This is a genomic window from Psychrobacillus sp. FSL H8-0510 (assembly GCF_038008345.1).
In the GTDB taxonomy this organism is placed as follows: domain Bacteria; phylum Bacillota; class Bacilli; order Bacillales_A; family Planococcaceae; genus Psychrobacillus; species Psychrobacillus psychrotolerans.
The window spans coordinates 2,151,534-2,175,810 of record NZ_JBBOYZ010000001.1 but is presented as its reverse complement, the minus strand read 5'-3'; the positions used below and the strand labels follow the sequence as shown (position 1 = coordinate 2,175,810).

The 24,277-nt window shown below is 34.0% G+C and carries 35 protein-coding genes; 31 read left to right on the top strand and 4 right to left on the bottom strand.

Annotated features, from left to right (window positions below; translation table 11 throughout):
• The first annotated feature begins 183 nt into the window (after positions 1-183).
• The gene (locus tag MHI40_RS10990) at positions 184-2,088 is read left to right on the top strand and encodes an LTA synthase family protein (protein WP_340762674.1); all 1,905 of its coding nucleotides are present in this window, start codon (positions 184-186) and stop codon (positions 2,086-2,088) included.
• 90 nt (positions 2,089-2,178) lie between these two features.
• Positions 2,179-3,288, top strand: a complete 1,110-nt coding sequence (locus MHI40_RS10985; RefSeq protein WP_340762673.1) for a YqgU-like beta propeller domain-containing protein — start codon at positions 2,179-2,181, stop codon at positions 3,286-3,288.
• 52 nt (positions 3,289-3,340) lie between these two features.
• On the opposite strand, the gene MHI40_RS10980 is transcribed toward MHI40_RS10985, so the two are convergent.
• From MHI40_RS10980 to MHI40_RS10970, 3 genes are all read right to left on the bottom strand, one after another.
• A complete protein-coding gene (locus MHI40_RS10980) occupies positions 3,341-3,520 on the bottom strand; it encodes a DUF2759 domain-containing protein (RefSeq protein ID WP_340762671.1) in 180 nt (59 codons plus the stop codon).
• 191 nt (positions 3,521-3,711) lie between these two features.
• A complete protein-coding gene (locus MHI40_RS10975; protein ID WP_340762670.1) occupies positions 3,712-5,142 on the bottom strand; it encodes a recombinase family protein in 1,431 nt (476 codons plus the stop codon).
• A 72-nt stretch (positions 5,143-5,214) separates the two neighbouring features.
• On the bottom strand, positions 5,215-5,814 hold the full coding sequence (locus tag MHI40_RS10970; RefSeq protein WP_340762669.1) for a LexA family protein: 600 nt from the start codon (positions 5,812-5,814) through the stop codon (positions 5,215-5,217).
• Positions 5,815-5,986: 172 nt separating this feature from the next.
• On the opposite strand from MHI40_RS10970, the gene MHI40_RS10965 reads away from it, so the two are divergent.
• The 16 genes from MHI40_RS10965 (at position 5,987) to MHI40_RS10890 (ending at position 15,145) form a co-directional block, all read left to right on the top strand.
• Positions 5,987-6,235: a helix-turn-helix transcriptional regulator gene (locus MHI40_RS10965; RefSeq protein WP_340762668.1), complete on the top strand. Its 249-nt coding sequence runs from the start codon at positions 5,987-5,989 to the stop codon at positions 6,233-6,235.
• A gap of 333 nt (positions 6,236-6,568) precedes the next feature.
• Entirely contained in the window at positions 6,569-6,748 is a 180-nt protein-coding gene (locus MHI40_RS10960; protein WP_340762667.1) for a hypothetical protein, read from the top strand.
• Complete coding sequence (locus tag MHI40_RS10955) at positions 6,741-6,959, top strand: hypothetical protein (RefSeq protein ID WP_340762666.1); 219 nt, start codon at positions 6,741-6,743, stop codon at positions 6,957-6,959. The genes MHI40_RS10960 and MHI40_RS10955 overlap by 8 nt, the downstream gene beginning before the upstream one ends.
• A gap of 13 nt (positions 6,960-6,972) precedes the next feature.
• On the top strand, positions 6,973-7,272 hold the full coding sequence (locus MHI40_RS10950) for a hypothetical protein (RefSeq protein ID WP_340762665.1): 300 nt from the start codon (positions 6,973-6,975) through the stop codon (positions 7,270-7,272).
• Positions 7,273-7,572 carry a hypothetical protein gene (locus MHI40_RS10945; protein WP_340762664.1) on the top strand — a complete coding sequence of 100 codons (300 nt, stop codon included), beginning with the start codon at positions 7,273-7,275 and terminating at the stop codon, positions 7,570-7,572.
• Between the two features lie 72 nt (positions 7,573-7,644).
• Positions 7,645-8,199, top strand: coding sequence for a host-nuclease inhibitor Gam family protein (locus MHI40_RS10940; protein ID WP_340762663.1), 555 nt, complete (start codon positions 7,645-7,647; stop codon positions 8,197-8,199).
• Positions 8,200-8,211: 12 nt separating this feature from the next.
• The gene (locus tag MHI40_RS10935; protein ID WP_340762662.1) at positions 8,212-8,805 is read left to right on the top strand and encodes a hypothetical protein; all 594 of its coding nucleotides are present in this window, start codon (positions 8,212-8,214) and stop codon (positions 8,803-8,805) included.
• 1 nt (position 8,806) lies between these two features.
• Complete coding sequence (locus tag MHI40_RS10930) at positions 8,807-9,202, top strand: organic solvent tolerance protein OstA (protein ID WP_340762661.1); 396 nt, start codon at positions 8,807-8,809, stop codon at positions 9,200-9,202.
• A gap of 18 nt (positions 9,203-9,220) precedes the next feature.
• Complete coding sequence (locus MHI40_RS10925) at positions 9,221-9,943, top strand: AAA family ATPase (protein ID WP_340762659.1); 723 nt, start codon at positions 9,221-9,223, stop codon at positions 9,941-9,943.
• Positions 9,943-10,422 carry a DUF669 domain-containing protein gene (locus MHI40_RS10920; protein WP_340762658.1) on the top strand — a complete coding sequence of 160 codons (480 nt, stop codon included), beginning with the start codon at positions 9,943-9,945 and terminating at the stop codon, positions 10,420-10,422. The genes MHI40_RS10925 and MHI40_RS10920 overlap by 1 nt, the downstream gene beginning before the upstream one ends.
• Before the next feature lie 70 nt (positions 10,423-10,492).
• Entirely contained in the window at positions 10,493-10,870 is a 378-nt protein-coding gene (locus tag MHI40_RS10915) for a zinc-finger-containing protein (RefSeq protein WP_340762657.1), read from the top strand.
• On the top strand, positions 10,871-13,222 hold the full coding sequence (locus MHI40_RS10910) for a phage/plasmid primase, P4 family (protein ID WP_340762656.1): 2,352 nt from the start codon (positions 10,871-10,873) through the stop codon (positions 13,220-13,222). It abuts the gene before it with no gap.
• 263 nt (positions 13,223-13,485) lie between these two features.
• The gene (locus tag MHI40_RS10905) at positions 13,486-13,911 is read left to right on the top strand and encodes a hypothetical protein (protein ID WP_340762655.1); all 426 of its coding nucleotides are present in this window, start codon (positions 13,486-13,488) and stop codon (positions 13,909-13,911) included.
• A 2-nt stretch (positions 13,912-13,913) separates the two neighbouring features.
• Positions 13,914-14,324, top strand: coding sequence for a YopX family protein (locus tag MHI40_RS10900; RefSeq protein WP_340762654.1), 411 nt, complete (start codon positions 13,914-13,916; stop codon positions 14,322-14,324).
• Complete coding sequence (locus MHI40_RS10895) at positions 14,321-14,860, top strand: ERCC4 domain-containing protein (RefSeq protein WP_340762653.1); 540 nt, start codon at positions 14,321-14,323, stop codon at positions 14,858-14,860. Before MHI40_RS10900 ends, MHI40_RS10895 begins: the two co-directional genes overlap by 4 nt.
• Before the next feature lie 18 nt (positions 14,861-14,878).
• A complete protein-coding gene (locus MHI40_RS10890) occupies positions 14,879-15,145 on the top strand; it encodes a hypothetical protein (RefSeq protein ID WP_340762652.1) in 267 nt (88 codons plus the stop codon).
• Between the two features lie 548 nt (positions 15,146-15,693).
• Here the strand turns inward: MHI40_RS10890 and MHI40_RS10885 are convergent.
• Positions 15,694-16,104, bottom strand: a complete 411-nt coding sequence (locus tag MHI40_RS10885; protein ID WP_340762651.1) for a hypothetical protein — start codon at positions 16,102-16,104, stop codon at positions 15,694-15,696.
• Positions 16,105-16,418: 314 nt separating this feature from the next.
• On the opposite strand from MHI40_RS10885, the gene MHI40_RS10880 reads away from it, so the two are divergent.
• The 13 genes from MHI40_RS10880 to MHI40_RS10820 all read left to right on the top strand — a co-directional run bounded on the left by MHI40_RS10880 (position 16,419) and on the right by MHI40_RS10820 (position 24,270).
• Positions 16,419-16,631 (top strand): hypothetical protein, encoded by a 213-nt coding sequence (locus MHI40_RS10880; RefSeq protein ID WP_340762650.1) that lies wholly within the window; start codon positions 16,419-16,421, stop codon positions 16,629-16,631.
• Positions 16,628-16,861: a hypothetical protein gene (locus MHI40_RS10875; protein ID WP_340762649.1), complete on the top strand. Its 234-nt coding sequence runs from the start codon at positions 16,628-16,630 to the stop codon at positions 16,859-16,861. Before MHI40_RS10880 ends, MHI40_RS10875 begins: the two co-directional genes overlap by 4 nt.
• On the top strand, positions 16,858-17,133 hold the full coding sequence (locus MHI40_RS10870; protein WP_340762648.1) for a MazG-like family protein: 276 nt from the start codon (positions 16,858-16,860) through the stop codon (positions 17,131-17,133). Before MHI40_RS10875 ends, MHI40_RS10870 begins: the two co-directional genes overlap by 4 nt.
• Before the next feature lie 10 nt (positions 17,134-17,143).
• Positions 17,144-17,563, top strand: coding sequence for a transcriptional regulator (locus MHI40_RS10865; RefSeq protein WP_340762647.1), 420 nt, complete (start codon positions 17,144-17,146; stop codon positions 17,561-17,563).
• A 329-nt stretch (positions 17,564-17,892) separates the two neighbouring features.
• Positions 17,893-18,327: a HEAT repeat domain-containing protein gene (locus MHI40_RS10860; protein ID WP_340762646.1), complete on the top strand. Its 435-nt coding sequence runs from the start codon at positions 17,893-17,895 to the stop codon at positions 18,325-18,327.
• A gap of 110 nt (positions 18,328-18,437) precedes the next feature.
• Entirely contained in the window at positions 18,438-18,605 is a 168-nt protein-coding gene (locus tag MHI40_RS10855; protein ID WP_340762645.1) for a hypothetical protein, read from the top strand.
• Positions 18,606-18,691: 86 nt separating this feature from the next.
• Positions 18,692-19,276: a hypothetical protein gene (locus MHI40_RS10850; protein WP_340762644.1), complete on the top strand. Its 585-nt coding sequence runs from the start codon at positions 18,692-18,694 to the stop codon at positions 19,274-19,276.
• Positions 19,277-19,512: 236 nt separating this feature from the next.
• Positions 19,513-19,881 carry a hypothetical protein gene (locus MHI40_RS10845; RefSeq protein ID WP_340762643.1) on the top strand — a complete coding sequence of 123 codons (369 nt, stop codon included), beginning with the start codon at positions 19,513-19,515 and terminating at the stop codon, positions 19,879-19,881.
• A 36-nt stretch (positions 19,882-19,917) separates the two neighbouring features.
• The gene (locus MHI40_RS10840; RefSeq protein ID WP_340762642.1) at positions 19,918-20,253 is read left to right on the top strand and encodes an HNH endonuclease; all 336 of its coding nucleotides are present in this window, start codon (positions 19,918-19,920) and stop codon (positions 20,251-20,253) included.
• Positions 20,254-20,403: 150 nt separating this feature from the next.
• The gene (locus MHI40_RS10835) at positions 20,404-20,739 is read left to right on the top strand and encodes a P27 family phage terminase small subunit (protein ID WP_340762641.1); all 336 of its coding nucleotides are present in this window, start codon (positions 20,404-20,406) and stop codon (positions 20,737-20,739) included.
• The gene (locus tag MHI40_RS10830; protein WP_340762640.1) at positions 20,732-22,405 is read left to right on the top strand and encodes a terminase TerL endonuclease subunit; all 1,674 of its coding nucleotides are present in this window, start codon (positions 20,732-20,734) and stop codon (positions 22,403-22,405) included. The genes MHI40_RS10835 and MHI40_RS10830 overlap by 8 nt, the downstream gene beginning before the upstream one ends.
• 72 nt (positions 22,406-22,477) lie before the next feature.
• Entirely contained in the window at positions 22,478-23,563 is a 1,086-nt protein-coding gene (locus tag MHI40_RS10825) for a phage portal protein (protein ID WP_340764479.1), read from the top strand.
• On the top strand, positions 23,563-24,270 hold the full coding sequence (locus MHI40_RS10820) for a head maturation protease, ClpP-related (protein WP_340762639.1): 708 nt from the start codon (positions 23,563-23,565) through the stop codon (positions 24,268-24,270). Before MHI40_RS10825 ends, MHI40_RS10820 begins: the two co-directional genes overlap by 1 nt.
• The last annotated feature ends 7 nt before the right edge of the window (positions 24,271-24,277 follow it).

Below are 24,277 nucleotides of genomic sequence, written 5' to 3'. Positions count from 1 at the left end.
TAAATAAGTGAAACTTTTTACGGGTTGAATCCGTCTTATATAGGGTATGGTATAAAAGACTTGTACAATTCTATCATAATCATTGTTCTTTTTTATTGATTTATTGTTAAGAAAGGATTAAGATAAGTTCTGTTACTTTGAAATAATTATAAAATATAGATTGAAAAAGGGGAGGGTGTAGGCATGATGAAAAAAAATTGGCCAACACATTCTATTCTAATTCTTGCTATTGTGGCAACTTGGATAAAAACATATATTGTTTACCACACCAGCTTTGACATGGATATTGAAAATACGATGCAACAAGTGATACTCTTTTTAAACCCGCTTAGTTTTTTACTATTTATCTATGGGATTTCATTGTTCTTTAAGAGTCCTAAAGCTAGAAATAGATATATAGTAATTACAAGCATAATACTTTCCGCTATTGTATATGCCAATGCGGTGTTTTACCGTTTTTTCACGGACTTCATTACAATACCGGTACTATTTCAAACAAGTAATTTTGGTGACTTAGGTTCATCTGCAGCTGAAAGTATCTTTTTGACTGATATCTTCTATTTCACAGATGTTGCAATCATCATTATTGCATTGAAGTGGTTGAAAATCGGAGCAGAGGTTAAGCTAGTTAAACCAGCTGTTAGAAGAGCATATTTTGTTATAACTGCAGCAATTTTATTTTTAAACTTAGGTTTATCTGAAATTGAACGACCACAATTATTAACAAGAAGTTTTGATCGTGAAATGCTTGTGAAGAATATTGGTCCATATAATTATCATTTATATGATATTTATATCCAATCTAAATCACATGCGCAAAGAGCGCTCGCTGATGGTAGTGAATTAGTAGAAGTAAATAACTATGTTCGTTCTAACCAAGTAGATGCAAATGAAAAAATGTACGGAGTAGCTAAAGATCGTAATTTAATCGTTGTTTCGATGGAGTCCTTACAATCTTTCGTTATTAATAATGATATGAATGGTCATGAAGTAACACCGTTCTTAAATTCATTAACGCAAGATAAAGACACATATTACTTCTCTAACTTTTATCATCAAACGGGCTTAGGGAAAACGTCTGACTCTGAGTTCTTACTAGAAAATTCACTATATCCACTTGGTGGAGGAGCAGTATTCTTTACTCATAGTGGGAATACATTCCATTCGATGGCGGAAAGCTTAGGCGAAGAAGGATATTATACAAATGTATTACATCCTAATAACAAAAGTTTCTGGAATCGCGATATAATGTACAGAGCATTGGATATTCAAAAGTATTATGATGAACAAAGTTATGTTGTGAATGAAGAGGATGCAGTTAACTGGGGTATGAAGGATATACCTTTCGTAGAACAATCAGTTGACTTGATGGCAGATATGCCTCAGCCGTTTTATTCTCGTTTAATCACCTTAACAAATCATCATCCATTTACACTGGATGAAGAGGATAAGTTGATACCTGAATATGATTCCAACTCAAATACACTTAATAGATATTTCCAATCGGTTCGTTATATGGACGAAGCTTTGAAAGTGTTCTTTGAAGATCTAAAAGAAAAAGGTTTATATGATAATTCTATTATTGTTATGTATGGGGATCATTATGGTATTTCTGAAAATCATAACAAAGCAATGGAGCAATATTTAGAAAAAGAAATTACACCATACGAATCAGCGAAACTTCAACGTGTTCCACTATTCGTTCACATTCCAAATAGTGGCGAGGGTAAAGAAATGACCGAAACGTCTGGTCAAATTGATTTACGACCTACGATATTACATGCTTTAGGTGTAGAAACTTCAAAAGATATGCAACTTGGTGCAGATATGTTCTCTGAAGAACATGAAGAATTTGTTGTGTTCCGTGATGGTGGATTTGTAACAGATAAGTTTGTTTATGCTGGTAATGCTTGCTATGATAATGCGACAGGGCTACAGATTGAAATAGATAACTGTCAGCCATATATAGATAGAGCAACGCAAGAACTTGGCTATTCCGATCAAATTATTAATGGTGATCTATTACGCTTTTATGATTTGAAAACTGGAAACTTATTGTTAGATGAAGCAATAAAAGAAGACAAATAAGCTAAAGCACAGACATATTTTTGTCTGTGCTTTTTCTTTGAAACAAAATGAATTTAAATTCGTCTAATACGTTGTGAAGGGGGGAGTAGGTTGAAAAAAGCTTTGATGTTATTACTTTGTATAGGATTCCTGCAAGGTTGTAGTGAGAAGGAATCTGGCATTGATACAGTAAAACAAGATGTTGATAGTGAAATACGAGCAGATAGTGATGAAGTAGGGAAATTAGCGAATCCAGTTAAACCTTCCATTTTGTTGGATAATAATGCCTTCCATAGTGTGGTAGGGTGGATGTCCAATGATGAAATAGTTTTTGTTATTGTTGAAAAAGGACAATGGATGATTAGAACTTATACTGTATCAACGGCTAGTTGGAGAACGATTTATTCTACAACTACTCCTATTATTCAAGCTACCATTCATCCTTCAAAAGAAATGATTTTATTACATACTTCTAAAGATTCATCCTCTGCAGAAATTCAATTTTTACATAAAAATGGTTATATTATTCAGAGCCTTTCGTTTGAATCGGCAGAAATTTATATGGATTGGCATCCCACTAATCCAAATTTAGTTGTGTTCTCTACATTTTATGAGGACTGGACTTATAATACGTTTGTATATGACGGCGCTACTCAAGATTTAACATCTATCGAAATAGAAAATCCGTTTGTAAAATGGTATGATGAAGAGAATTTAATGGTATTTAGATGGTCGGATTCTGCCTTAGATGGAAGTGAACTTTTCCTTTACTCGAACATAGATGGGACTCTGAAAAGTACTGGTGAAGAAAAGATATTGGATGTGACGAATATAGGGGAAGCTCTGCTATATGTTCAAATAAACGAAGAGAACAAACAATTTGAATATCGTTTGGAAGAGAATAATGGTAAAAGAGAATTTAAATGGGCAACGCCAGCAGTCTCTAATTACTCTGAGTGGGTTATTCCTTCTTTTTCAATCGTTTCTCCACAAGAATTACTGTTATTAAACGCTAAAGAATCTCGTAATCAGGATGATCCAAGTCAAAAAAGTATACTATCGAAGATTTCTTTAGGGGGTCAAAATATATTAGGTGAAGTAGAGGAACAATCTATTACGTGCTCACCTAATGCTAATATTTGTTTGGGTGGTTATACAAAAGATAATTGGATTCAAATAGAGCCGCTAAAAGTTGAGAAGTGGATTTATTTAAATGAATAGAAAAAAGCTGCTGTACATATAAAAAATGTACAGCAGCTTTTTTAATTACGTTTTAGTGTAAGCTTGGTGGGAAACCTTGTTGCACAATTGTCATGACAGTAAAGAAGCCAAATACAGCCAATGTACCAAAGTTAAATAGAACACCTAAAACATTTTTTTCTTTAAATGCTTGATAAGTACCAACTACAGCTAAAATTGTAACTAGTCCAAAAATAACCATTAATAAGTTCATAAAAGACACTCCTTTCGACATCAGAAAATGAATGTCGCATTTGCATATTTCTCTTCTATTGTAATTCTAATTTGAAGTTTTGTCGAGTAGAAAAGTGGTGAATTATCGTATAAGATTAGAAAGAGGTGATTTTATGTTAAACGTTCGAACTTATCCGTTCCCATACATACCGATAAGACGAATTGCGGTAATCAGTAAAATTCTATGTTTTTGATAACTACAGTAGACCGGCCTTTTTTAGGCTTTATCGATAACTTGGAAGGTTCATGTTTAACGAAATCAAACTCGATTTTTCTTATGAATTGTTGTATAAAATCACGACGTTCATCTTGTGATAATCGATGTTCGAAAAGTTCTCTAAAAGAAACCACTATATCTTTTAAATCTTCAATATCCAAAGAATCAGTTTGTTTCCTTTCACTTATTCTTCGGAGTAAATCTTCGTAAGTTGTCTTTGTTTCATTCATACGTAATTCAAATTCATCATCAGTCATCAAATCAGTAGACCATGCTCTCTGATATTTATTACGTTGTCGTTGTATTTTATCCAATTCCTTTTCCAATACTATTAATTCATTATCTTCCTCAACCGCTGGAGGAGTAATCTCATCAAAATTCAGTTTTTTCATGTAGTCAATAAGAGCATCTGTATACTTTAATTCATTCAACCCAGGGACATCATTACCAACTTTTTCACATGGTTTGCAACGGTAAGTGACACCTTCCTTCACAATACCCTCACTCTTAGCTTTGTAAAAAAATCTATTTACAGACATAGGATTCCCACACGATGGGCAAATTAATACTCCTTGAAATAAATATATACTATCTACATTTTTTCTTGGTGATTTCGCATGGTCATTCAATATTTTTTGTAATTTATCAAAATGTTCTTTCGTAATATAGCTTTCGTGTGTATTTTCAAATAGTTTTTCTTTCCAACGTGTAGCGCCATATAAATTTGGATTTCTAACAATACGGATAATAGCATGATGAGTCCAAGATCTTGTAGTATCAATACTTTGAATATAATCTGCAACTTTTGAAGCTGACCAACCTTTTTCTATTTTATCTAATATACCCATCAGTATTTTTCCTTGGTCATTTTTAACAAGTACACCTTCCATAACATCAAAACCGAAGGGGATGTTACCACCACCACGTTCACCACCAGCCACACGTTTATCAAGAGCTAATTTAATTCTCTCGGACATGTTTGCCGTTTCCCATTCTGCCATGAGTGCAACAAGGCCGATAAACATCCTTCCCATAGCAGTAGAGGTATCGTACATTTCGGTTGCTGATCTAAACTTACAATTATATGTTTCTAGATAGTCTAATAAATTATGGAGATCTCGAACTGATCTAGTGAATCTATCTAGTCGATAAACAAGTATCATATTTATTTTACCTTGTTTAATATCGTTCATTAAAAGTTGTAATTTGGGCCTTTGTGTACTCTTACCTGAGATGCCATCATCAATATAAGTTTTATAATTAGTCCATCCTTGTGCCTTACAGTATGCTTCTAACTTTTCCTCTTGTGCGGATATAGAATAACCCTCTTCAGCCTGTTCAGCCGTCGATACGCGAATATACATACCTACAATCATAGAAACCATCCCTTCTTGAGTAAATGAAAAGAGCCAGACAAATTTGCCCGCTCTTAATTTTTTATATGTTTGTCTACTATATTAAAAATTCACGATTAATTTTTCTAGTCGACCAATAATTCTTATGTTTCTATCCGTATTAGGATTGAAAATACGAGGAGGATATTTTTGATTTTCACTCTGAAGAATAAAGTTACCATTACTTCTAAAGATTCTTTTTAAAACAATTTCATCCTCTATACAAACAGCTGCTATCTCTCCGTTTTCAACTTCGTCTTGCTTTCTCATGAATAATATATCTCCATCAAATATTCGAGCACCTGTCATTGAATCCCCACATGCGCGAACATAAAAATAATCTCCGCTTTTTAACCATTCTTCAGGTGTAGCAATATACTCCAAAGGTGTTTCGTATATAACTAAACCTTCTCCACAAGATACATTTCCGTAAAGTGGGAGATGTACTTCTTCTGAATTGTTATATTCTTCAACATCGAAAAAGTGTGTAAATGGAACATTAAAAAGCTCCGACATTAACATAATTTTATCCATTAAAGGTTTATTAGCATCACGTTCCCAAGCAGAAACTGCAGTAGGAGCTACGCCTAATTTTTTAGCAAGACCTTCTTGTGTATATTTATGTTCTTTCCTTAAAGTTTTAATTTTTGTTCCAACACTCACGTTAATTCACCCCGAATTTAAATTATATATTTAATTATATATCGCAACTGTAATAAAGTACAGTAAAACTGAAACTTTTATATCATTTTTATATATAAGTACAGAAAGTGTGTTGTTTTTTGTTGAAACTACAGAAATTCTGTAGTATTGTAATAACAGGAGGTGAAAAGATATGAATTATACTTTAGAACAAGCGCGAATATTAGCTGGGTTAACGCAACTCGAAATGTCTAAAAAAATGAAAATGTCCGAGAAAACGTATATCCAGTACGAAAAGTATCGTCGCATTCTTCGTATGGATCAAGCTTACTTATTCATGAAACATGTGAACGTCCCGTTTAATAGTATAATTTTTTTTGCTGGTCAACTACAGAATTTCTGTAGTTCGAAAGGTGAAGTATATAGTACTCAAACGAATTGAGGAGATTATTATCATAAGCAATGTAACTGGAGTGAAAAATCTGACACCAGAAACTAAACAAGCAATGCTTGAATTCTTCATTAAACGAGGGATTATACAAAGAGTTTTAGAGAGTAGAAGAAAAGAGAGAAATAAATGACCCCAATTGCAAACTTAATAATCTTCGTTTCACTTGGTCTATTAGCATATTGGAGCATGCGGAAGATGTGGAAGGAGCTGTAACGATTGAGACTTAACAAATGGTTATCCATTCCATTAGAACAACGACTTGTGCTGATTAGCAATGCGATTAAGTCATCTAAAGTTTTCAAATAAATTCGAGGGGAGAAAACTATGAATCGACTAAGCGGATATGTATGGGAAATCACTTCATCCAATGGTAAGAAATGGCGAGTTATATCAGAAGGTCCAAATATTGAAGAAGGTATCTCGGAATTTCGTAGAGTGCATGGATACCAAGAAATATTGTATGAGGTTAAGTATTTTGCAGAGTATGGTGAGCTAGATGCCTGATATTGAAAATCCAATATTAAGCGGTGGTCATCCACAGAATGATACTTACCAGTCAATTATTCTAGGCAATTGCACAAACGCAAAATGTAATGAAGATATCTATTCTGGTGAAGGTTATGAATATAACGGTCAATTATTTTGTGGAACACATTGTATTGGTGAACATTTGGTCAATGAAGGACATGCTATTGAGTTGAGTGTGAGGTATTGAAGGGGGATTGAAAGTGGCAGAGGTTAAAGAAAAATTGATTTTAGTCACAGTCGAAAACATTCGAGTCAAAGAATACGACAGTCAAAATGTCACTCTTGAATGTTTTGAAGAAGTGTTAAACCCAATTAGTAGAGAAACATCTACTAAGTGGAGATTTAAAGGCTATTTTCCTACCATTTCTAACGCTTTAGAGTTCGCTATAAAGAAAGACTTATTGATTGATAGAAACGCTGTCTATGACTTAAAAAGCTATTTAAATCAGATTCAGCTTTCTAAAGGATTGATTATTGAAGCTTTAAGGGAGGTGAAATAGATGAAAGTACATGAATTAATTGCTAGTTTGCAAACTTATGATAAGGACGCAATTGTAGAAATTCTTGTCGAATCAAAAGAAGATTCATTCGATACAAATGATTTCGAAATCGCAGAAAATAATTATTTATCAAATTCATATGTGACATTAAAGGTCGTTCCTGATGCTCATGTAGTTGTGGATGAAGCTAGTTACAACGATTTAAAAGAAGATAAGTTGGAATCCGAAGAACTTGCAGAAAGAATGAGTTCATTTGTGGAGGAATTAGAACAAAAGGTTAATGTAATGGAACAAAATTAAAAACGACTGCTGAGAACAGTCGCTTACTTGATACATCTGCTTATATTATACACAAATTGGAGGGAAATATACATGAACAAACTTCAAGAAGTTGAGTTGGAAGATATGGATTCAGCAGAATCGGAATTTCAGAAATTCGAAATAACTGATATTGATAGCCTAAATTGGGCATTTCGTAAATTGTCAGCATTAAAGTCTAAAGAAAAAGAAACAAAGCAACTTGCAGATAAGGAGCGCATTCGTATTACATCTTGGGAACAAAGCGAACTATCACATGTGAGAAGTAGCATTGAGTTTTTCGAAACGATGGCAGCTCAATATCACATGAAACAACTTGCAGAAGATCCTAAGTCTAAAACAATCAGTACCCCTTATGGAAAAGTGAAATCAACAACTAGTAAGGCTCAACCTGATAAAGAAGATATTGATAAACTACTTGCATTTGTGGAAGAAAATGAATTGCCTTTCGTGAAGGTTAAAAAAGAATTGGCCTGGGGTGACTTGAAGAAAACGTTACAAGTCGTTGAAAAAGACGGTGTACAAATTGTAATCAATGAAAATGGTCAAGCAGTTCCAGGTGCAACAGTTAAACCACAAACTACTACTTTCAAAGTAGAAATAGAATAGGAGATTATACAAATGGCAAAGTTCACTGTAGAGGTTGAATTAGATTGGTTGGGCGAAGAATCAACTGTTGATGAAGCTATTCATGAACAAGTTGTTAGAGGGTTGCAGGACCGTTTGTTGCAAAAGTTAGAAAAACGTTTTGAAAGTAAAATCGAAGTTCAAATTACCGAAAAAGTTGAATCGATTGCTGAAGAATTCATTGCAAAATTAATTAATGAAGAAATTGGTGATATTCAAATTCCGGTCAAATCTAGTTCGTGGGGTTCTAGTGTTGAATATGTGACTTTAACTGAGTTCATGGGAAAAGAATTTGAAAAAGCAATTACTGAAAAAACACTTTCTGAACTTGGTGGTAAAGCTGATTACAGAAACGATGCAAAGCATTCGATTGTAACTTATCTTACAAAAGACTATATCGCTAAAGAACTAAACGAAAAAGTTGCCGGTATGATTCGTGAAGCAAAAGATAAGGCAGAAAAATCTTTGGTTAGTAGCCTGGAAGCAAACTTACAACAACAGTTACATGCGGATATGTTGAAGCGTTTAAATATCCCAGAGTTACTAATTAACTTACAAAATACTGTAGAACAAACGGAGGGAAAATAATATGACAAAAGTTCAACTTAACCAAAAAGAACAACATTACGCAGGTACTCGTGAGCAAGCAGAGGAAATCGTTTCAGCTGCTAAAGAAAATGAAAATCTTCAAATGCACAAAATCTCTGAGAAGTTTAACAAGTTTGGTCAGTATTTCTTAATCGATTTAACTTTTGCTTATCAAACTCCTAAAGAAGTAATGGAGAGTCGTCCACAGGATGATGCACCAGAAGGACAAATGACCATTGATGAAGGTGTTGAATATATTCAAGAAAAAGATGGCAGTATTAATGTTCCTGAAGGTCAAGTGTCTGATGAAGAAATCGATGCAATTGAATTTGTGGAAGATCAAGAGGAATCAGAAACACCCATAGGTCCAGTAAATGATGATGAATTGCCATTTTAATAAAGGAGTGTGGAAGTATTGACTCAACAATTTGATTTCAGCACTCACAATGCAGAAAAGATTACGGATAAACCTGGTAAAACATATTTAACATATTGCCCACCTGGATTAGGAAAAACTCACACGTTGAATTTTCTTCCTGGTAAAACATTGGTGCTCGATGTAGATAGGACTAGCCATGTGCTAAAAGGTAATCCAAATATCGACATCATATATGTTGATAATCAGAACACTTGGGATTTTTGGCAAGCGTTGTTACTTCACCTTGAATCAATCAAAGGGAAATATGACAACATTGCTATTGATAACGTTTCCGAATTGGAACGCTGCTTACTTTCAAACCTCGGATACATCGGAAAAAATCAAGGAGTTCCGGCACAAGGTGATTATCAAAAAATGCAATTCAGAGTAGTTAATAGTTTCAGATGGATGAAAAACTTAGCGGATCGCATTGTATTCACCGCTTGGGAAACAACGGATTTATATACGTCAGCAGATGGCCAACAATATAACCGGAGCTACCCTCAAATTAACGGGAAAATTCTTAACAACGTATTAGGTTTATGCGATGTAGTTGGTCGATTAATGATTAAAGATGAAGGTGTAAGAGGATTTATATTAGAGGGCACAAATAGTATTTATGCAAAAAACCAATTAGACACTCGCAAAGGATGTAAGCAAGAAGACATTTTTCTATCAACATCCAATGATGAAGTGATCACAGAAGGAGAGAAAAAATAATGTCATTTTTTAAATTTGATGAAGAAAACGCAAGCTCGGGGTTTGAATTAGTAGCAGAAGGAAAATACGAAGCAACAATCGTTAATGCAGTTGCTGGATTAACAGGAAACAAAGATCCAAAAATTACTGTAGATTTTGAGATTCGTAGTGATGTTCCTCAAAATCATCAAGGTGCAAAGGTTTTATATAACACCTTCACATTTAGTCACGAAGTAGCGGTGAAGATAGTAAACTCTTTATTAAAATCCTGTGGGTTCTCACATGGCCACGATTTCAAGGGTGCAGATGATATGGCTAAGCAATTAATCGGTAAGAATCTACAAATCACTATAAAGCACGAAGAATACGACAAAGAGGTAGATGGTAAGAAAGAGAAACGTACTGCTGCTAAAGCGAAATATTATGATGTATCGACTATTAATCCACCTGTTTCATCAGCAGGTCCAATAGTTGTCGGTGATGACGATCTACCATTCTAAATAAAACTTAATAGAGAGGTCGGTTTTTAGCTGACTTCTCTTTTTTATACCCAAAATGAGGTGAAAAACCATGAATTCTATTCAAAATTGCCATAATTGTGGCTCTCATAATGTAAAAAAAGAAAGTAATTCTATTATATATGGTCGTGAATATGGAAATGGAAAATGTTATTACTGTCACGATTGCAAAGCTAATGTTGGTACACATGATAGTGGGAAACCATTAGGCACATTAGCAACCAAAGATGTTCAGATTCTACGAAAAGCGTGTCATGACATATTCGATAAATTGTGGAAATACGAGAAAGTTAAAAGTCGTGGGAAATTGTATTTGTTGTTAGCGAAAAAGATGGCTATTCCACAAAATGAGTGTCATTTCGGAATGTTTCAGCGTGAGCGTTGCTTACAGGCACTAGATACTATTACAAAAGAAAAATGGTGGATATAAATGAAAGAAAATCCATACAACTTTAATGAGATCCCAGCTGAATTAAAAGCTCTCCCTCAATGGATTTTGTGGAAGTCTGAAAAAAAGGGTGAAAGATACACAAAAGTTCCATATCAAACAGATGGAGTTATGGCACAAGCGAATAATCGTAGCACCTGGTCCACTTTTGCAACGGCAGTTAAATTCTATCTGGATGGTGATTATGACGGAATAGGTTTCGTATTCAGTCGTCAAGATAATTACATCGGAATTGATATAGACAAGTGTGTTGTAGATGGCAAGATCAATACTTTTGCTAATGAAATAATCGAAATGATTGATTCATATACAGAGTTTTCTCCAAGTGGTGAAGGTATTCACATAATCATTAAGGGGAATCTTCCGCAAAATGTTATTGGAACGGGCAGAAAAAATACGCAGCATGGTTTAGAAATCTACGCTCATGGCCGTTACTTTACCTTTACAGGAAATACGGAAAATGCTAATGAGGTAATTGAGCGAACAGATGAACTTGCTGAAGTATTTGAAAAGTATTTTGATGATAGCGACATTGAAGGTCGAGTGAATTTAGCTGAATTTGAAAAAGATGAAATTAAACTTTCCAATGAATCATTGTGGGAAAAAATGTTCCGTAGTAAAAATGGTGATGAAATCCGTAGCTTGTATAACGGAAATTTACTCAAGGACGATCATTCAGGAAGTGATTTAGCCTTATCTAATCATCTTGCATTCTGGACAGGTAAGAGTGCAACTCGAATGGATTCAATGTTTAGAGAAACAGGTCTTATGCGTGATAAATGGGATGTTATCCATTTTAGAGATACAAACGAAACATATGGTGAACGAACAATAGCCGAAGCTATTTCTTCTACTACATCCACAATATTAGATGACAAGCAACAGTACGATGAATTCTCTTTTGACTTCCACAATGGTGATGCTGAAGTTGTGGAGGACAAACCGAAAAAGAAATTCAGATTGACGGAGCTTGGTAACGCTGAACGAATCGCTCATGAATACGGACATGTAATCAAATATGTTTCTGATATGGGGTGGCTGATATGGGACGGCAAGCGATGGAGAATCGATACGAAAAAAGAAATTGAACGAATTACTAATAAAGTGCTTCGTGGTTTATATAAATCAGATGAAGAAATGGAAACAAAATGGGCTCGTATGTGTGAGCGCAGAAATATACGAATGAATAGCATAAAAGATTTAATGCCACTTGTTCCAGGAGAACGAGAAGAATTTGATAAATATAAGTATTTGTTCAATGTTACAAACGGAATTGTGAATTTGAAAACAGGTAAGCTGCAGGCACATGACCGTAACTTGAATCTAACTAAAATTACAAATGTTGAATTTGATGAAAAAGCTAAATGCCCGGAATGGTTAAGTTTTCTAGATCAAATATTCTTGGGCGATAAAGAGCTAATCGAATATATGCAACGTTTAATCGGTTATTCATTAACTGGTGAAATCACAGAGCAAATAATGGTTTTCTTAATAGGCGGTGGATCCAATGGGAAATCTACATTTATCAATATAATCAAGGACCTCATGGGTGAATACGGAAAACAAGCAAAATCAGATACTTTCATCAAGAAGAAAGAAACAGGAGCAAATAACGATATTGCTAGATTAGTTGGTTCTCGTTTTGTTTCTGCAATTGAAAGTGAAGATGGTGAAGTGTTATCTGAGGCATTTGTAAAACAAATCACTGGTGGGGAACCGGTACTTGCAAGATTTTTACGGCAAGAATATTTCGAGTTTATACCGGAGTTTAAAGTATTCTTCACAACTAATCATAAACCAGTTATTAAAGGTACAGACGAAGGAATATGGAGACGCATTAAATTAGTTCCATTTAATCTACAACTACCAAAACAAAAACGAGATTTAAAGTTATCCGAAAAACTATCTCTCGAAATGCCCGGCATATTAAATTGGGCAATTGAAGGATGTATGAAGTGGCAGAAGATGGGGTTGAACGAACCTAATAAGGTATCGAAAGCAACCGGCGACTATAAAGAAGAAATGGATATTATTGGTCCATTTTTATTCGAACGTTGCTATGTCGAGGAAGCTCAAAAAATATCAGCAAAAGAATTATATGAAGTGTATTCCAATTGGTGTTATCAAAATGGAGAGTTCGCTTTAAAGAATCGCGCTTTTTATCGAGTACTCGAAACGCAAGGTTTTAAGAAGGAAAGAGGCGCTGGTAACAAGTATTTCGTCCATGGGGTTACTTTACAAGAGAGAAAAGTTAGCCATTATCAAGAAAAGTTACTAGATTCAGACCAAAATGAGGACATTTCTTCAAAAAGTAACTATTTTAAAATCACTTAGAAATTCAATGATACCAATACTTTGAGTTAGTTTATTAGTTACTTTAGTTACTTTAGTTACTTGTTTTGTATATTAATAAAAAAATAAAAAATATATATAAGTACTATTAGGGGCTGTAATACCCCAAAATGAGTAACTTTAAGTAACTTTATTTTCAAACCCTTGTGAGAGTAAGGCTGAAGCGTGTTTTAAAAAGTAACTTTCCAATAAATTTAGTTATTTAAAAGTAACTCAAATTGTAAAAACGGAAAAGTGGTGATAGTTTGCAAGTTTTAAAAGTTTTATCAGACATTTGGAAAAGTGGTGCTGATATGAAATTAGATACAGATGGAAAAATCGAATTGAAAAAACATCAATTAGTTCCAGCTGAAACGATGAAGGCTGCTGAAGGTGTTTTTCCCAAAATCGAAAAATGGTTTCATTCATATAAAAATGAATCTGCTGAAAATATCACACTCATGAAAATGGTCCATCAAATCTGTGGATGGCAGCATAATTCCAAATTGAATGAATGGTTACTTGCTGAAGATGATTCACTCGAATTGTTCAATGAGTGGATGATTGCGCTCGCTCAAAATGGTTGGATTGATATTTACGCTGACTTTCGACAATTTGCAAATGATGAATCTATAAAAATGGGACAAGAATTGTATAAGCGTGCGGTGATGTATGCGAAGAAAGGGGCATGACAATGAGAGAAACTAAGTATCGTGCGTGGGAAAAAAATCTAAAAGAAATAATTCCAGTACACAATATTGATTTTGAAAAGAAAATGATTAACACAGAATCTGCTTGGCGAACATTTGAAGAAATTGAATTATTACAATACACAGGTCTAAAAGATAAAAATGGTGTGGAAATTTATGAAGGGGATATTTTAAGATTCCCAGCTAAAGATTGTAGTGAAGAAAAAAATTTTATCGGCTATGAAGTCTTTTATCACGACAATGATTCCGCTGATAGACACGTAGGATTCCAAATGAATCGCATGCACTTTTACGGTAATTTATGTGGTGGCGAATGTAGAGGGCAGATGTTACCGAACGTAACAGCTCGCATGGAAATTATCAGTAATATTTATGATCAAGGTGATTCAAAATGATTTCCTACCATTACACAGACACCGAATTAAATAAAATATTAAAAACACTCACAATCGTTGTTGATACTCGTGAAAATGTTAATGGCCATATCCTTGATTATTTAAATCAAAAGCAAATACCAGTAAAAATTCAAAAATTAGATACTGGTGATTATGGTTGCATGATTTCTAAAAATGAAGAGTTAGGAATAACACGAGATATCTATCTAAGTAGTCGAGTAGAACGTAAAGCTCATATAGATGAAATCACAGGCAACTTACAAAAAGATACACAAACAGCATTTGAAAATGAATTGATTCGTTCGAAAGACATTCCCTTTACTTTAATTGTGGAGGACCTGAACGGATATGAAAAAATGTTAAAAGGTGATTATCGTTCAAAATATTCTCCCTTGGCGTTACTAGGAAGACTCAATTCTTTCAAAGCTAAATACAATTTTGAAATTGTCTATATGGATAAGAAATTCAGTGGAAATTGGATATATCACCACTTTTATTACCAAGCTAAGCATTATTTAAAATCAGGAGCTTTTTAATATTAAAGGAGCGTTCACATGACAACTAAACCATATGGATATATGCAAAACAACCAAATAACAATCAATCGTGGATCTATCCAAGAACTAAACGCTGCTATTGCTGATTTAGAAGAACGTGGATATGAAGTGGTTAAACGTGATGATACTGCATCGGTTACGTATGGGAAGAATTTCAACTATAACGATGGTCGTGGAAGTAGATATAAATATAAAGGTGACGATGTTAGTTTTTCAAAGTGTAGGGCGGTTATGAGACGAATCGTGCGGGAGAGATCAAAATGATTACCAACATTATCATTCTAGTAATAGCACTTGCAGTAAGTGTTAATAGTATTGCAATTATAAATTTAGTGAAGCGTGTGAAACGATTGGAGAAATAAATGCACTGTTGACACAAACTATTAAGTCCACTGATCTAAATACAACAATGTGAGGAGAAACAAAACCCATGATCCATTGGCAAGGAAAGCCCAAGGGAGGCCACTGCCAGAACTCTGAATAATCCTGTAAACAATATAGATTTGAGTTATAACAAATAAAACAGCTAGGACAAAATTAACTAGAATAAGTAGCGCTCCTTTATTTTACTTAATCTTATTATGGCTTACTGAAACAAATTTTAATCATAGAAGAACTTACCTAGTAGACAAAAAATGTGAAGTAGGTGAAGTTTTGAAAAGACTAACATATCAAGAAATGTGTGAATGGGAATGGCTTTTCATTTGCAAACGAACGGGAATTGAAAAAATTTAATATCCATCTTAAATGATTTTCTAGGAGGAAAACAATAAAAAATCCTAGCCAGTTTATTAGCTAGGACATCAGTTTTATTAATCATTCAAAGCTTTGATGATAAATATTGCAATAACACCTAGCGCAATAAAAACAAACACAGTTAATAAGAAATATCCTGCAAAATAAAATGCAAGGACAAAGAAAATAACCGTAAGCATTATTGAAAAAGTCTTTCCAATTGCACTTAAATCATCCCAATTTAAATATGTATTATAAATTCCACTAGCTGCAGCAAATGCATATGCCAAACTAATTATGAGAAATAAGATGATTGATAATATGTAGTCACCAGGACTTTCAAAATAGTATTTACCAAGTTCAATTAATGTTTCTGGTTTTGGTAACTTTTGAACGTAAATGTAGCCAAGGACACTAACGATAAATGTTGTTACTACCAATATAAGATATGGTCTATCCTCAGAAAAGTATTCAAACAATTTTTTCAACTAAATTTCCTCCTATTGCTTTATGAGGATTATATCGGCAATAGACTATAAATTTTAACAATCATGTAATTATGAAAAGTAATTATATTATTAGTCCAGTATTTAAAACGGCATCTATGGATGAATGCACAGTACGACCATTCGGTGAGGGAGGGAAACCATGAAAACTCCATTTACAACCGAAGAACTTAAAATCATGAGACAACATAATGTGCCTGAGACAGTGGCGTACAACAGGTTTCATTTTCAAAAGTGGACTAAGCAACGAGCCATTACAGAAAAATTAAATTATAGCAAAGGTAGGAGGAAGGTAGATGTCTGACAAACAACGATTAGCTTCTATTAAACACAATTTAATCCCTAACATTCACACATTAGGAATAGAACTCGATACGCAAAAAGCAATAGTCAGTGATATTCGATTCCTAACTGAACAAGCACAAAGTCTTGAGAATGCAGTCAAATGGGGACAAGAAAAGGAAAAAGAAGCAAAGCAATTACGTAAACGACTGGAGGCATTGAAGTGACTATAGATGAAGAAATAATAGCAAATGATATCTTGCGTGAAGTAAGTAATTTACTAGAATTACAGACTGTTAAAGGAATAGCTAAATATGGTCATACTGTTGAACCAGGTTCGCTTTCTGTTCTCCAATGGCATAAGCATCATCGAGAGGAATTATTAGATTCTCTTGTATACACAACAATACTAATAAACCAGATGGAAAAGGCTCTATCTGTGGAGGGGAAACAATGACTTACGAAACAACAATGGTAACTGTAAATACACATATACTCCAGGAACGTTTTAGACAAAATGTTAAATGGGGTAAACAAAATCATAGCAATGGTAGATGGTTAGCAATTCTTGGTGAAGAATTCGGAGAAGTATGTGAAGCAATGCAACAAGGTAGTATCGCAAGTAAAGAAACGGATGCGAATAACCTATATGAAGAATTAATACATGTTGCTGCTGTTGCTAGTGCATTTGCTGAACAGGTTTTAAGAGACGGTATTACACAAGGGTAGGTGTGAACAGATGAATAAGCTTTCCCGATTAGATATTCAAAAAATCGAATACTACTGGATAAATCATAATGACAACAAAAGACAGTTAAAATATCGTGAATGGGAATTATTAAATCCTCATAACGATATGGAAATGAACACTGGTGGTGGACGTAGCGGAAAAATATCCATGCCTACAGAGAATAAAGCAGTCTTACTTGCTTCAGATAAACTTTATCAAAACTTACAACATATCGTGAATACCATAGAATCTATGTACGCAAAGTTAGATAGCGATATGAAAACAATTGTGGACATGCGTTATTGGGATACAGATGGATGTTACGAATGGGAAGATATCGCAGATAAACTTTATATGTCTCGACACAAGGTTTTACGTAAGAGAAATATATTAATAGATAAGACAGCTGAAAGGATTGGGTGGGTATAATGTCAGGAAATCTATATGAAGTTCATTTAAGAAATGGAAAAGCGATAAATATTGTATCTAAATATGTAACCAATACTTAAACGGTTCAGACGTAATTGCAATGTTCGACAAAACAGATGTAAGTTATTTCGTTAGAATAAACTGAACTTCTCAACACTAGCGAAGTTCACAAATAAATGTCGTAAAGTAATAGCATGAGTTACTTTGATAAGCGGCTCATAAGTTTTCTCCCTTCGAAAAAGCATCTGGACTTAATTGTTCGGGTGCTTTTTATATTGTAAACCTAATTCATATGAACTATGATTTAGGTATATGGGAGGGGAATTGACTTGACGACAAATATTGATGCTTTAGTTAAACAGGCAAACGACAAAAACTCTTGGGAAAATAGACTAGCTGCATTAAAGGGAATCAGTGAAATAGATTGCCATCAGAGAAAAGATGTAGTAACTAGGTTAGCTATTCATGACAAAGTGTTTGCTGTAAAAGAGGAAGCATGTCGAATTGCAAACAAACTAAATATTACTAAGAACGGAAAAGTAATTAGGCTAGGAAAAAAAGATATCGGATATAAAAATTCCGACTTTACAAAAACTTTTAGTAGAATAAAAAGAGAGAGTAAGATGGAAGAATTCGATTTAGAATTATTTAAAAAGAAGTTTCAGATAGTAAACCCTGAAATGTATGATGTTATGAATTTTGAAAAAAGAAACAAATTCGATGAATGGGTCGAAAAATTATATATATCATTACCTAAAAAATAATATTACAAAAGGTCACATCCATTCGGGTGCGGCTTTTTATTGTATCAAAATTGTACTACAGACAATTCTTTCCCTTAACATTATGATTAGCTTTGGAGGGAGGTGTTGAAATGAGTACTAGTTTTCAAGGTGTATTGGAAGATGCGGTTAGCAACCTTTCTGAAGAAGACTCGAAAAACATATTGATGGAAATCGCAACATCTTTATCGGGATCAGGAGAAGATAAAGAGAGATGCCATGATATCATTTCAGAAATTATTAATAGAATAATAGCTTAAAAGAAAGCATCCTTTTGGGTGCACTTTTAAAAAAATATTATTAATATTCTTCTCTCAATGTAATAAAAAAATGAGGGGGAGTGAAAGTGAAATACGAAAAAGAGATTACACTTTTGATTATCGTATCTATTATCGGAATGAATGCTTTGCTTTACACATGGTTGATTAACATGTTGTTTATTGACAGTGAAACTATAACGGCCGGATTAATAGCATTTGTTGGAGCTATTTTCGGAGGCTTTATTACTCTAATTGGAGTTAATAAAACAATAAGCGAAAATAGAAGAAAAGATGATTTAAAATCATTGGCCTCTAAATTAAATGCTATAAATAAAATTAGGGATTATTTATACAGTGTACTTGAAAAAATTCCTTATGAAGATCAAGACTTTAAGTTTAATATAACTTTTTGGGGAGAGTTGCACCATACTCTAATCTTAGAAATATCCTCTTTGGAAGTCCTTATATTAGGTCGAAATGTTACGAATGCTTTAAATATAATTGGGGAATTAACAGTAAAATCAAGGTCAGAGGTATTCAGAAAAGATGTGACAGAGCATCACGAGTTGTATTCAGATTTACAAGAAGAAATATTCCGGTGTTTAGAGGTAATTGATAATGAAAGAAAATATATAACTCAGAGTTACAATGAATTTATCGAAAATTCATGAAGAGGAATATGTAAAGTCAGCCAAAGATAATGATTTTTACTAATCAAATCGTGGGTGTTGAAGAAGATAAGTAAAAAAATGTTTTAAGTCACACTAAACCAGGTGTGGCTTTTTATTATACATAAAAGGTGGTGGTCATTCTTGCAATACTCTAAGTCAAATTCGAGAAAGGTTAGGTGATCTACTATCTTCGAGCTATCGGTTAAATAGTGAATATGATTGTGGAGGACAAACATATGACAATAGCTAAACCAATTCAAACAAGATGTGATAGAGGATGTCAAAAGGAATTCACAATAACCAAGACCAGAAAGATAAAAGTAAAGAATGGTATTGATAAGACTTACTTTAGATGTCCTCATTGTAAAGAAGAATACATCGTAAGTTATGTAAGTCCAGCTACTGCAAAGTTGCAAAGTGAAATACGTAAGTTGCAGAAGTCACTACCCAAATTGCCAGATGATAATAACGAGTCTTCTAATAGAGCGTATGAGATTGCATTAGATGAACATTGGGAAGAAGTAGATGAACTTAAAGCTAAAGTTAAACAGAGTATGGATAATGATAGAAGGATAGCAGAAAGTGAAGGTGCTCATATATCGTGAGTGCTTTTTATTATGTCTTAAAGGTAGTGACTAACGTTGTCTGAATACAAATCAATAGAACAAAAAGCAAAGTTCTATAACAGTTATGCATGGAGAAAGTTATCTAAACACATAAAACAACGTGACAATAACGAATGCCAAGAATGTAAACGTAATGGTAAAGTTTCCATTGATACAAACGAGTACAGCGAGAAAGCAAAGCGAAAGAAAATAAAACTCGTTGTCCATCACATTAAAGAGCTAGAGAATCATCCTAAGCTTGCACTCGATGAAAACAATCTCGAAGTAGTATGCGTTGATTGTCACAACAAAGAACACGATCGTTCATTTGAAAAGAAGATAAACAAATGGGAATCAGACGAGAGGTGGTAAGAATCATGAAATTAAAAATAAAAAAAATAAATATATTACCCCCCCTCAAAATATTTTGAGAAAAAACTTTTGGCCCTACACCGGTTGGAGCCTGTTCTGTCCAGATTTTTAGAGTAAAACACGATTCACGCGAGAGGGGGGAGGGGTAATTTGACAATTAAAAAATTAGAACTCCAATTAATGAGTCGAATAGATCAAGATGATTTGATTGAAGTAAAAAAGATTAAGCGCTATATCCAGTTAATTAAATTGGACATAGCTTGTGATGCTGCAATAAAAAAAGATGGAGCGACTATTACTATAGAAAACGGCACCCAGCGATTTATTAAGACGCATCCGGCCATGACCGAAAAAATGAAAATTAATACACAGTTGATTGCATTGGAAAAAACGTTCAACTTTACAAGTGAAGGAGATACCCCTTCCTCTACTGCACCAACTGTGGAAGGAAAAGAAGAATTTACGGATGCTGATTTAGTTGATTAGTAATAAGTATGTAGATGAATATATTCAGCTCTATGAATCTGGGAAGATAAAACTAAATAAAGAACGGATCCAACTGATTGAATATTTGCTAGAGCATGTATTGAATCGGAATGATTTGTATTTCAATGACGAAATGATTGAGAACTGTATTAAGTTTGGTGAGAAGTGGTATTTTCCACTGCAGCCATTCCAAAAGTTCTTGATAGCATTCGTCTTTTTATTTTTCACTAAGAACGATCGCGTATTTTACCGTAAGCACTTATGGATGATTGGTCGTGGTGCTGGTAAGAATGGTTTGATTTCAGTAATCACTCATTTCTTAACAACTCCCCTTCACGGAATACGTGAATATAACGTCTCTATCGTCGCGAACAGTGAAGAACAGGCGAAGACATCCTTTGATGAAACATACGGTGTAATCGGACGAAATAGCACCTTAAAAGCGATGTTCGCACGAACGAAAGAAAAAATTACAAATAAGAAAACAGAATCTGTTTTAAAATACCGTACATCCAATGGTGAAACAAAAGATGGTTTACGTGACGGTATGGTTGTGTTTGATGAAATTCATCAATATGAGTCAAACAAAGATGTAAGGGTTCATGTTAGTGGTCTTGGTAAAAAAGCAAATCCACGTGAATTTTATATTGGTACAGATGGATATGTGCGTGATGGATTCTTAGATAAGTTGAAAGAAAAGGCTTTGAAGGTATTACGTGGAGAAGCAAGAGCAAATGCCTTGTTCCCCTTCATCTGCAAATTGGATGATGAAAACGAAATCGATGACGCTTCAAATTGGGAGAAATCTAATCCAATGTTATGTGAACCTCGTAGTGGTTACGCACAAGGTTTATTCGACACCATATTTGAAGAGTACGAAGATTTAGAGGACGATCCTTCCAATCGAGAAGAGTTCATGACTAAACGTATGAACTTACCTGTTACCGATTTAGAAAAATCTGTAGCTAAATGGGAAGAGATTGAAGCAACTAACAGACCATTCCCAGACCTTGATTATAAAGAATGTATTGGTTGTTTGGACTATGCCTCAATTCGTGACTTTGCAGCTTGTGGACTTTTATTTAGAGAGAATGGCGATTACATTTTTAAATCACATTCATTTGCTCGTAAAGAATTTGTTGATAAATTTTATAGTTACTCGAAAAAGCATGATGCTGAAATGGCTGGGAAGAAAAAGTTTGCTCCTATTAGGGAATGGGAGGAGCAGCAACTATTAACTGTTGTAGATGGGGAAACGATAGATCCTAATGCAATTGTCCAATGGTTCGTCCAGATGCGTGAATTCTATACAATTAAAAAAATTATTGCCGATAATTTCCGAATGGAGATTTTGAGACCATTATTTGAGACTGAAGGATTTGAAATTGAAATTATTCGAAATCCTCGTGCCATCCACAGTTTATTGGCACCACGGATTGAAACGGCATTTGCTAATAAACAAATTATATTTGGTGACAATCCTTTAATGCGTTGGTATACAAATAACGTTTTGGTCTTAATAGACAAAAGAGGAAATAAAGAATATGCGAAAAAAGAGCCGATACGACGCAAAACAGATGGTTTCCAAGCATTCGTACATGGCTTATACAGAGCAGACGAGATTGTGGAAGACAGCAGTTTCTTCATAGGTGATATCGATTTCTAAAGGGGGTGATAAAATTTGGGATTCTTAGATGCGATTTTTAAAAGAAATAGCGAGTTAGAATTTTTGTTTGATATGGAAATATTCGAAGATAAAGCTAAGAGAGTGCACATGAAAAAACTTGCTATAGAAACGTGTATATCGTTTATCGGTAGGACTATCAGTCAATCTGAATTTAGAGTGAAAAATGGTGATACCTATATAAAAGATGAACTGTATTACCGTTTAAATGTACGTCCCAGTAAAAATGTAACGGCTAGTACATTTTGGCAAACTTTTATTTATAAATATATCTTCGAGAATGAGTGTTTAATTATTCAAGCAGATGATGGTGATCTATTAATAGCGGATAGCTTTACTCATAAAGAATATGCGGTATTTGATGATATATTTTCAAATGTTGTTGTGAAAGATTTCGAATTCAAAAGGACTTTCAAGCAAAGTGAAGTTATTCATCTAAGATATGGAAATGAAAAATTAACTCCACTAATTGATAGTCTATTCACAGATTACGGGGATTTGTTCGGCAGCGTTTTAAAAGCTCAAAAAAGAAAGAACCAGATTCGCGGAACCGTAGATATGGATATGACTACTGCCAAAACTGAAGAAGAACGTGAAAAACTAAAAGGCTATATCAATAAGCTTTACGATGCATTTGAAAAGAAGGACATTGCAATTGTTCCTCAACAAAAAGGCGTTAAATACGAAGAAGTATCATCCAATGGATTAGCTGGTCAAAGCGTAGATGAAATTAATAAAGTGACAAATGGATTTTTAGATCAAATTGCATTTGCTCTTGGTATTCCTATTAGTCTTTTGCGAGGAGATATGGCGGATGTAGAAAAACAGACGAAGAACTATATGTTTTTTACCATTGCTCCTTTGCTGAAAAAGATAAAAGATGAAGCTAATGTAAAGTTTTTTACTCAAAAAGAATACCTTGCCGGACAGAGTATTGAGATTCGAAAAGCTTCATATCGTGATATTTTCGACTTGGCTACTTCTATTGATAAATTGAAATCTTCAGGTTTTGCTAGTAGTAATGAATTAAGAGATGTAGCAGGATGGGAAAGGGTAGATGATCCAATTATGGACGCTTACTTTGTCACTAAAAACTATCAAGAAAGTTCAGAAGCACTTAAAGGGGGTGAGAAGGAATAATGAAGCATAAAATCAAAGGCGATTTTACAAGTTGGAATTCAAGTATCTACGACTTTAATTACAAAATGAGAACAATCAAAGAAGATGAAGACATCGAGTTAGAAATCAATTCATACGGTGGCGACGTGTTCTTAGGAATTGATCTATGTAATACTCTGCGTGCACATAAAGGACATGTAACGGTTATTATCCCAGGTATTGCAGCAAGTGCCGCATCTATCGGATGTATGGGTGCTGATACAATCAAAGCTTATTCGAATTCACAAGTGATGGTTCATAATGCATGGACTATAGTTGCTGGAAATGCTAAAGAATTACGCAAATCTGCAAATGATTTAGATTCAATCGGCGAATCAGTTTTAGCGTCTTATACACATAGAGTTGATGCTAGTGTAATAACAAAATTACTCGATGATGAAACGTATCTTTCTGCAGCAAAAGCAAAAGAATTAGGTCTCATCGACGAAATAATTGATGCGGTCGATATTGAAGAAGTTGAATCGGAACTGTTTATAAATAAAGCAAAAGAATTCAACAACCAAATAAACAAAATCTCAGCCTCTGCATCAACTGTGGAAGACAACGAGGAATTAATTCAAATAAAAGCACAAATGTTAGCTATGCAAAATGAATTAGAACAACTAAAAAATACGGAACCAGAAAAGCCGACTCCTGTTAAACAAAACAGAGCAGTAAGGCTTTTTTAATTACACA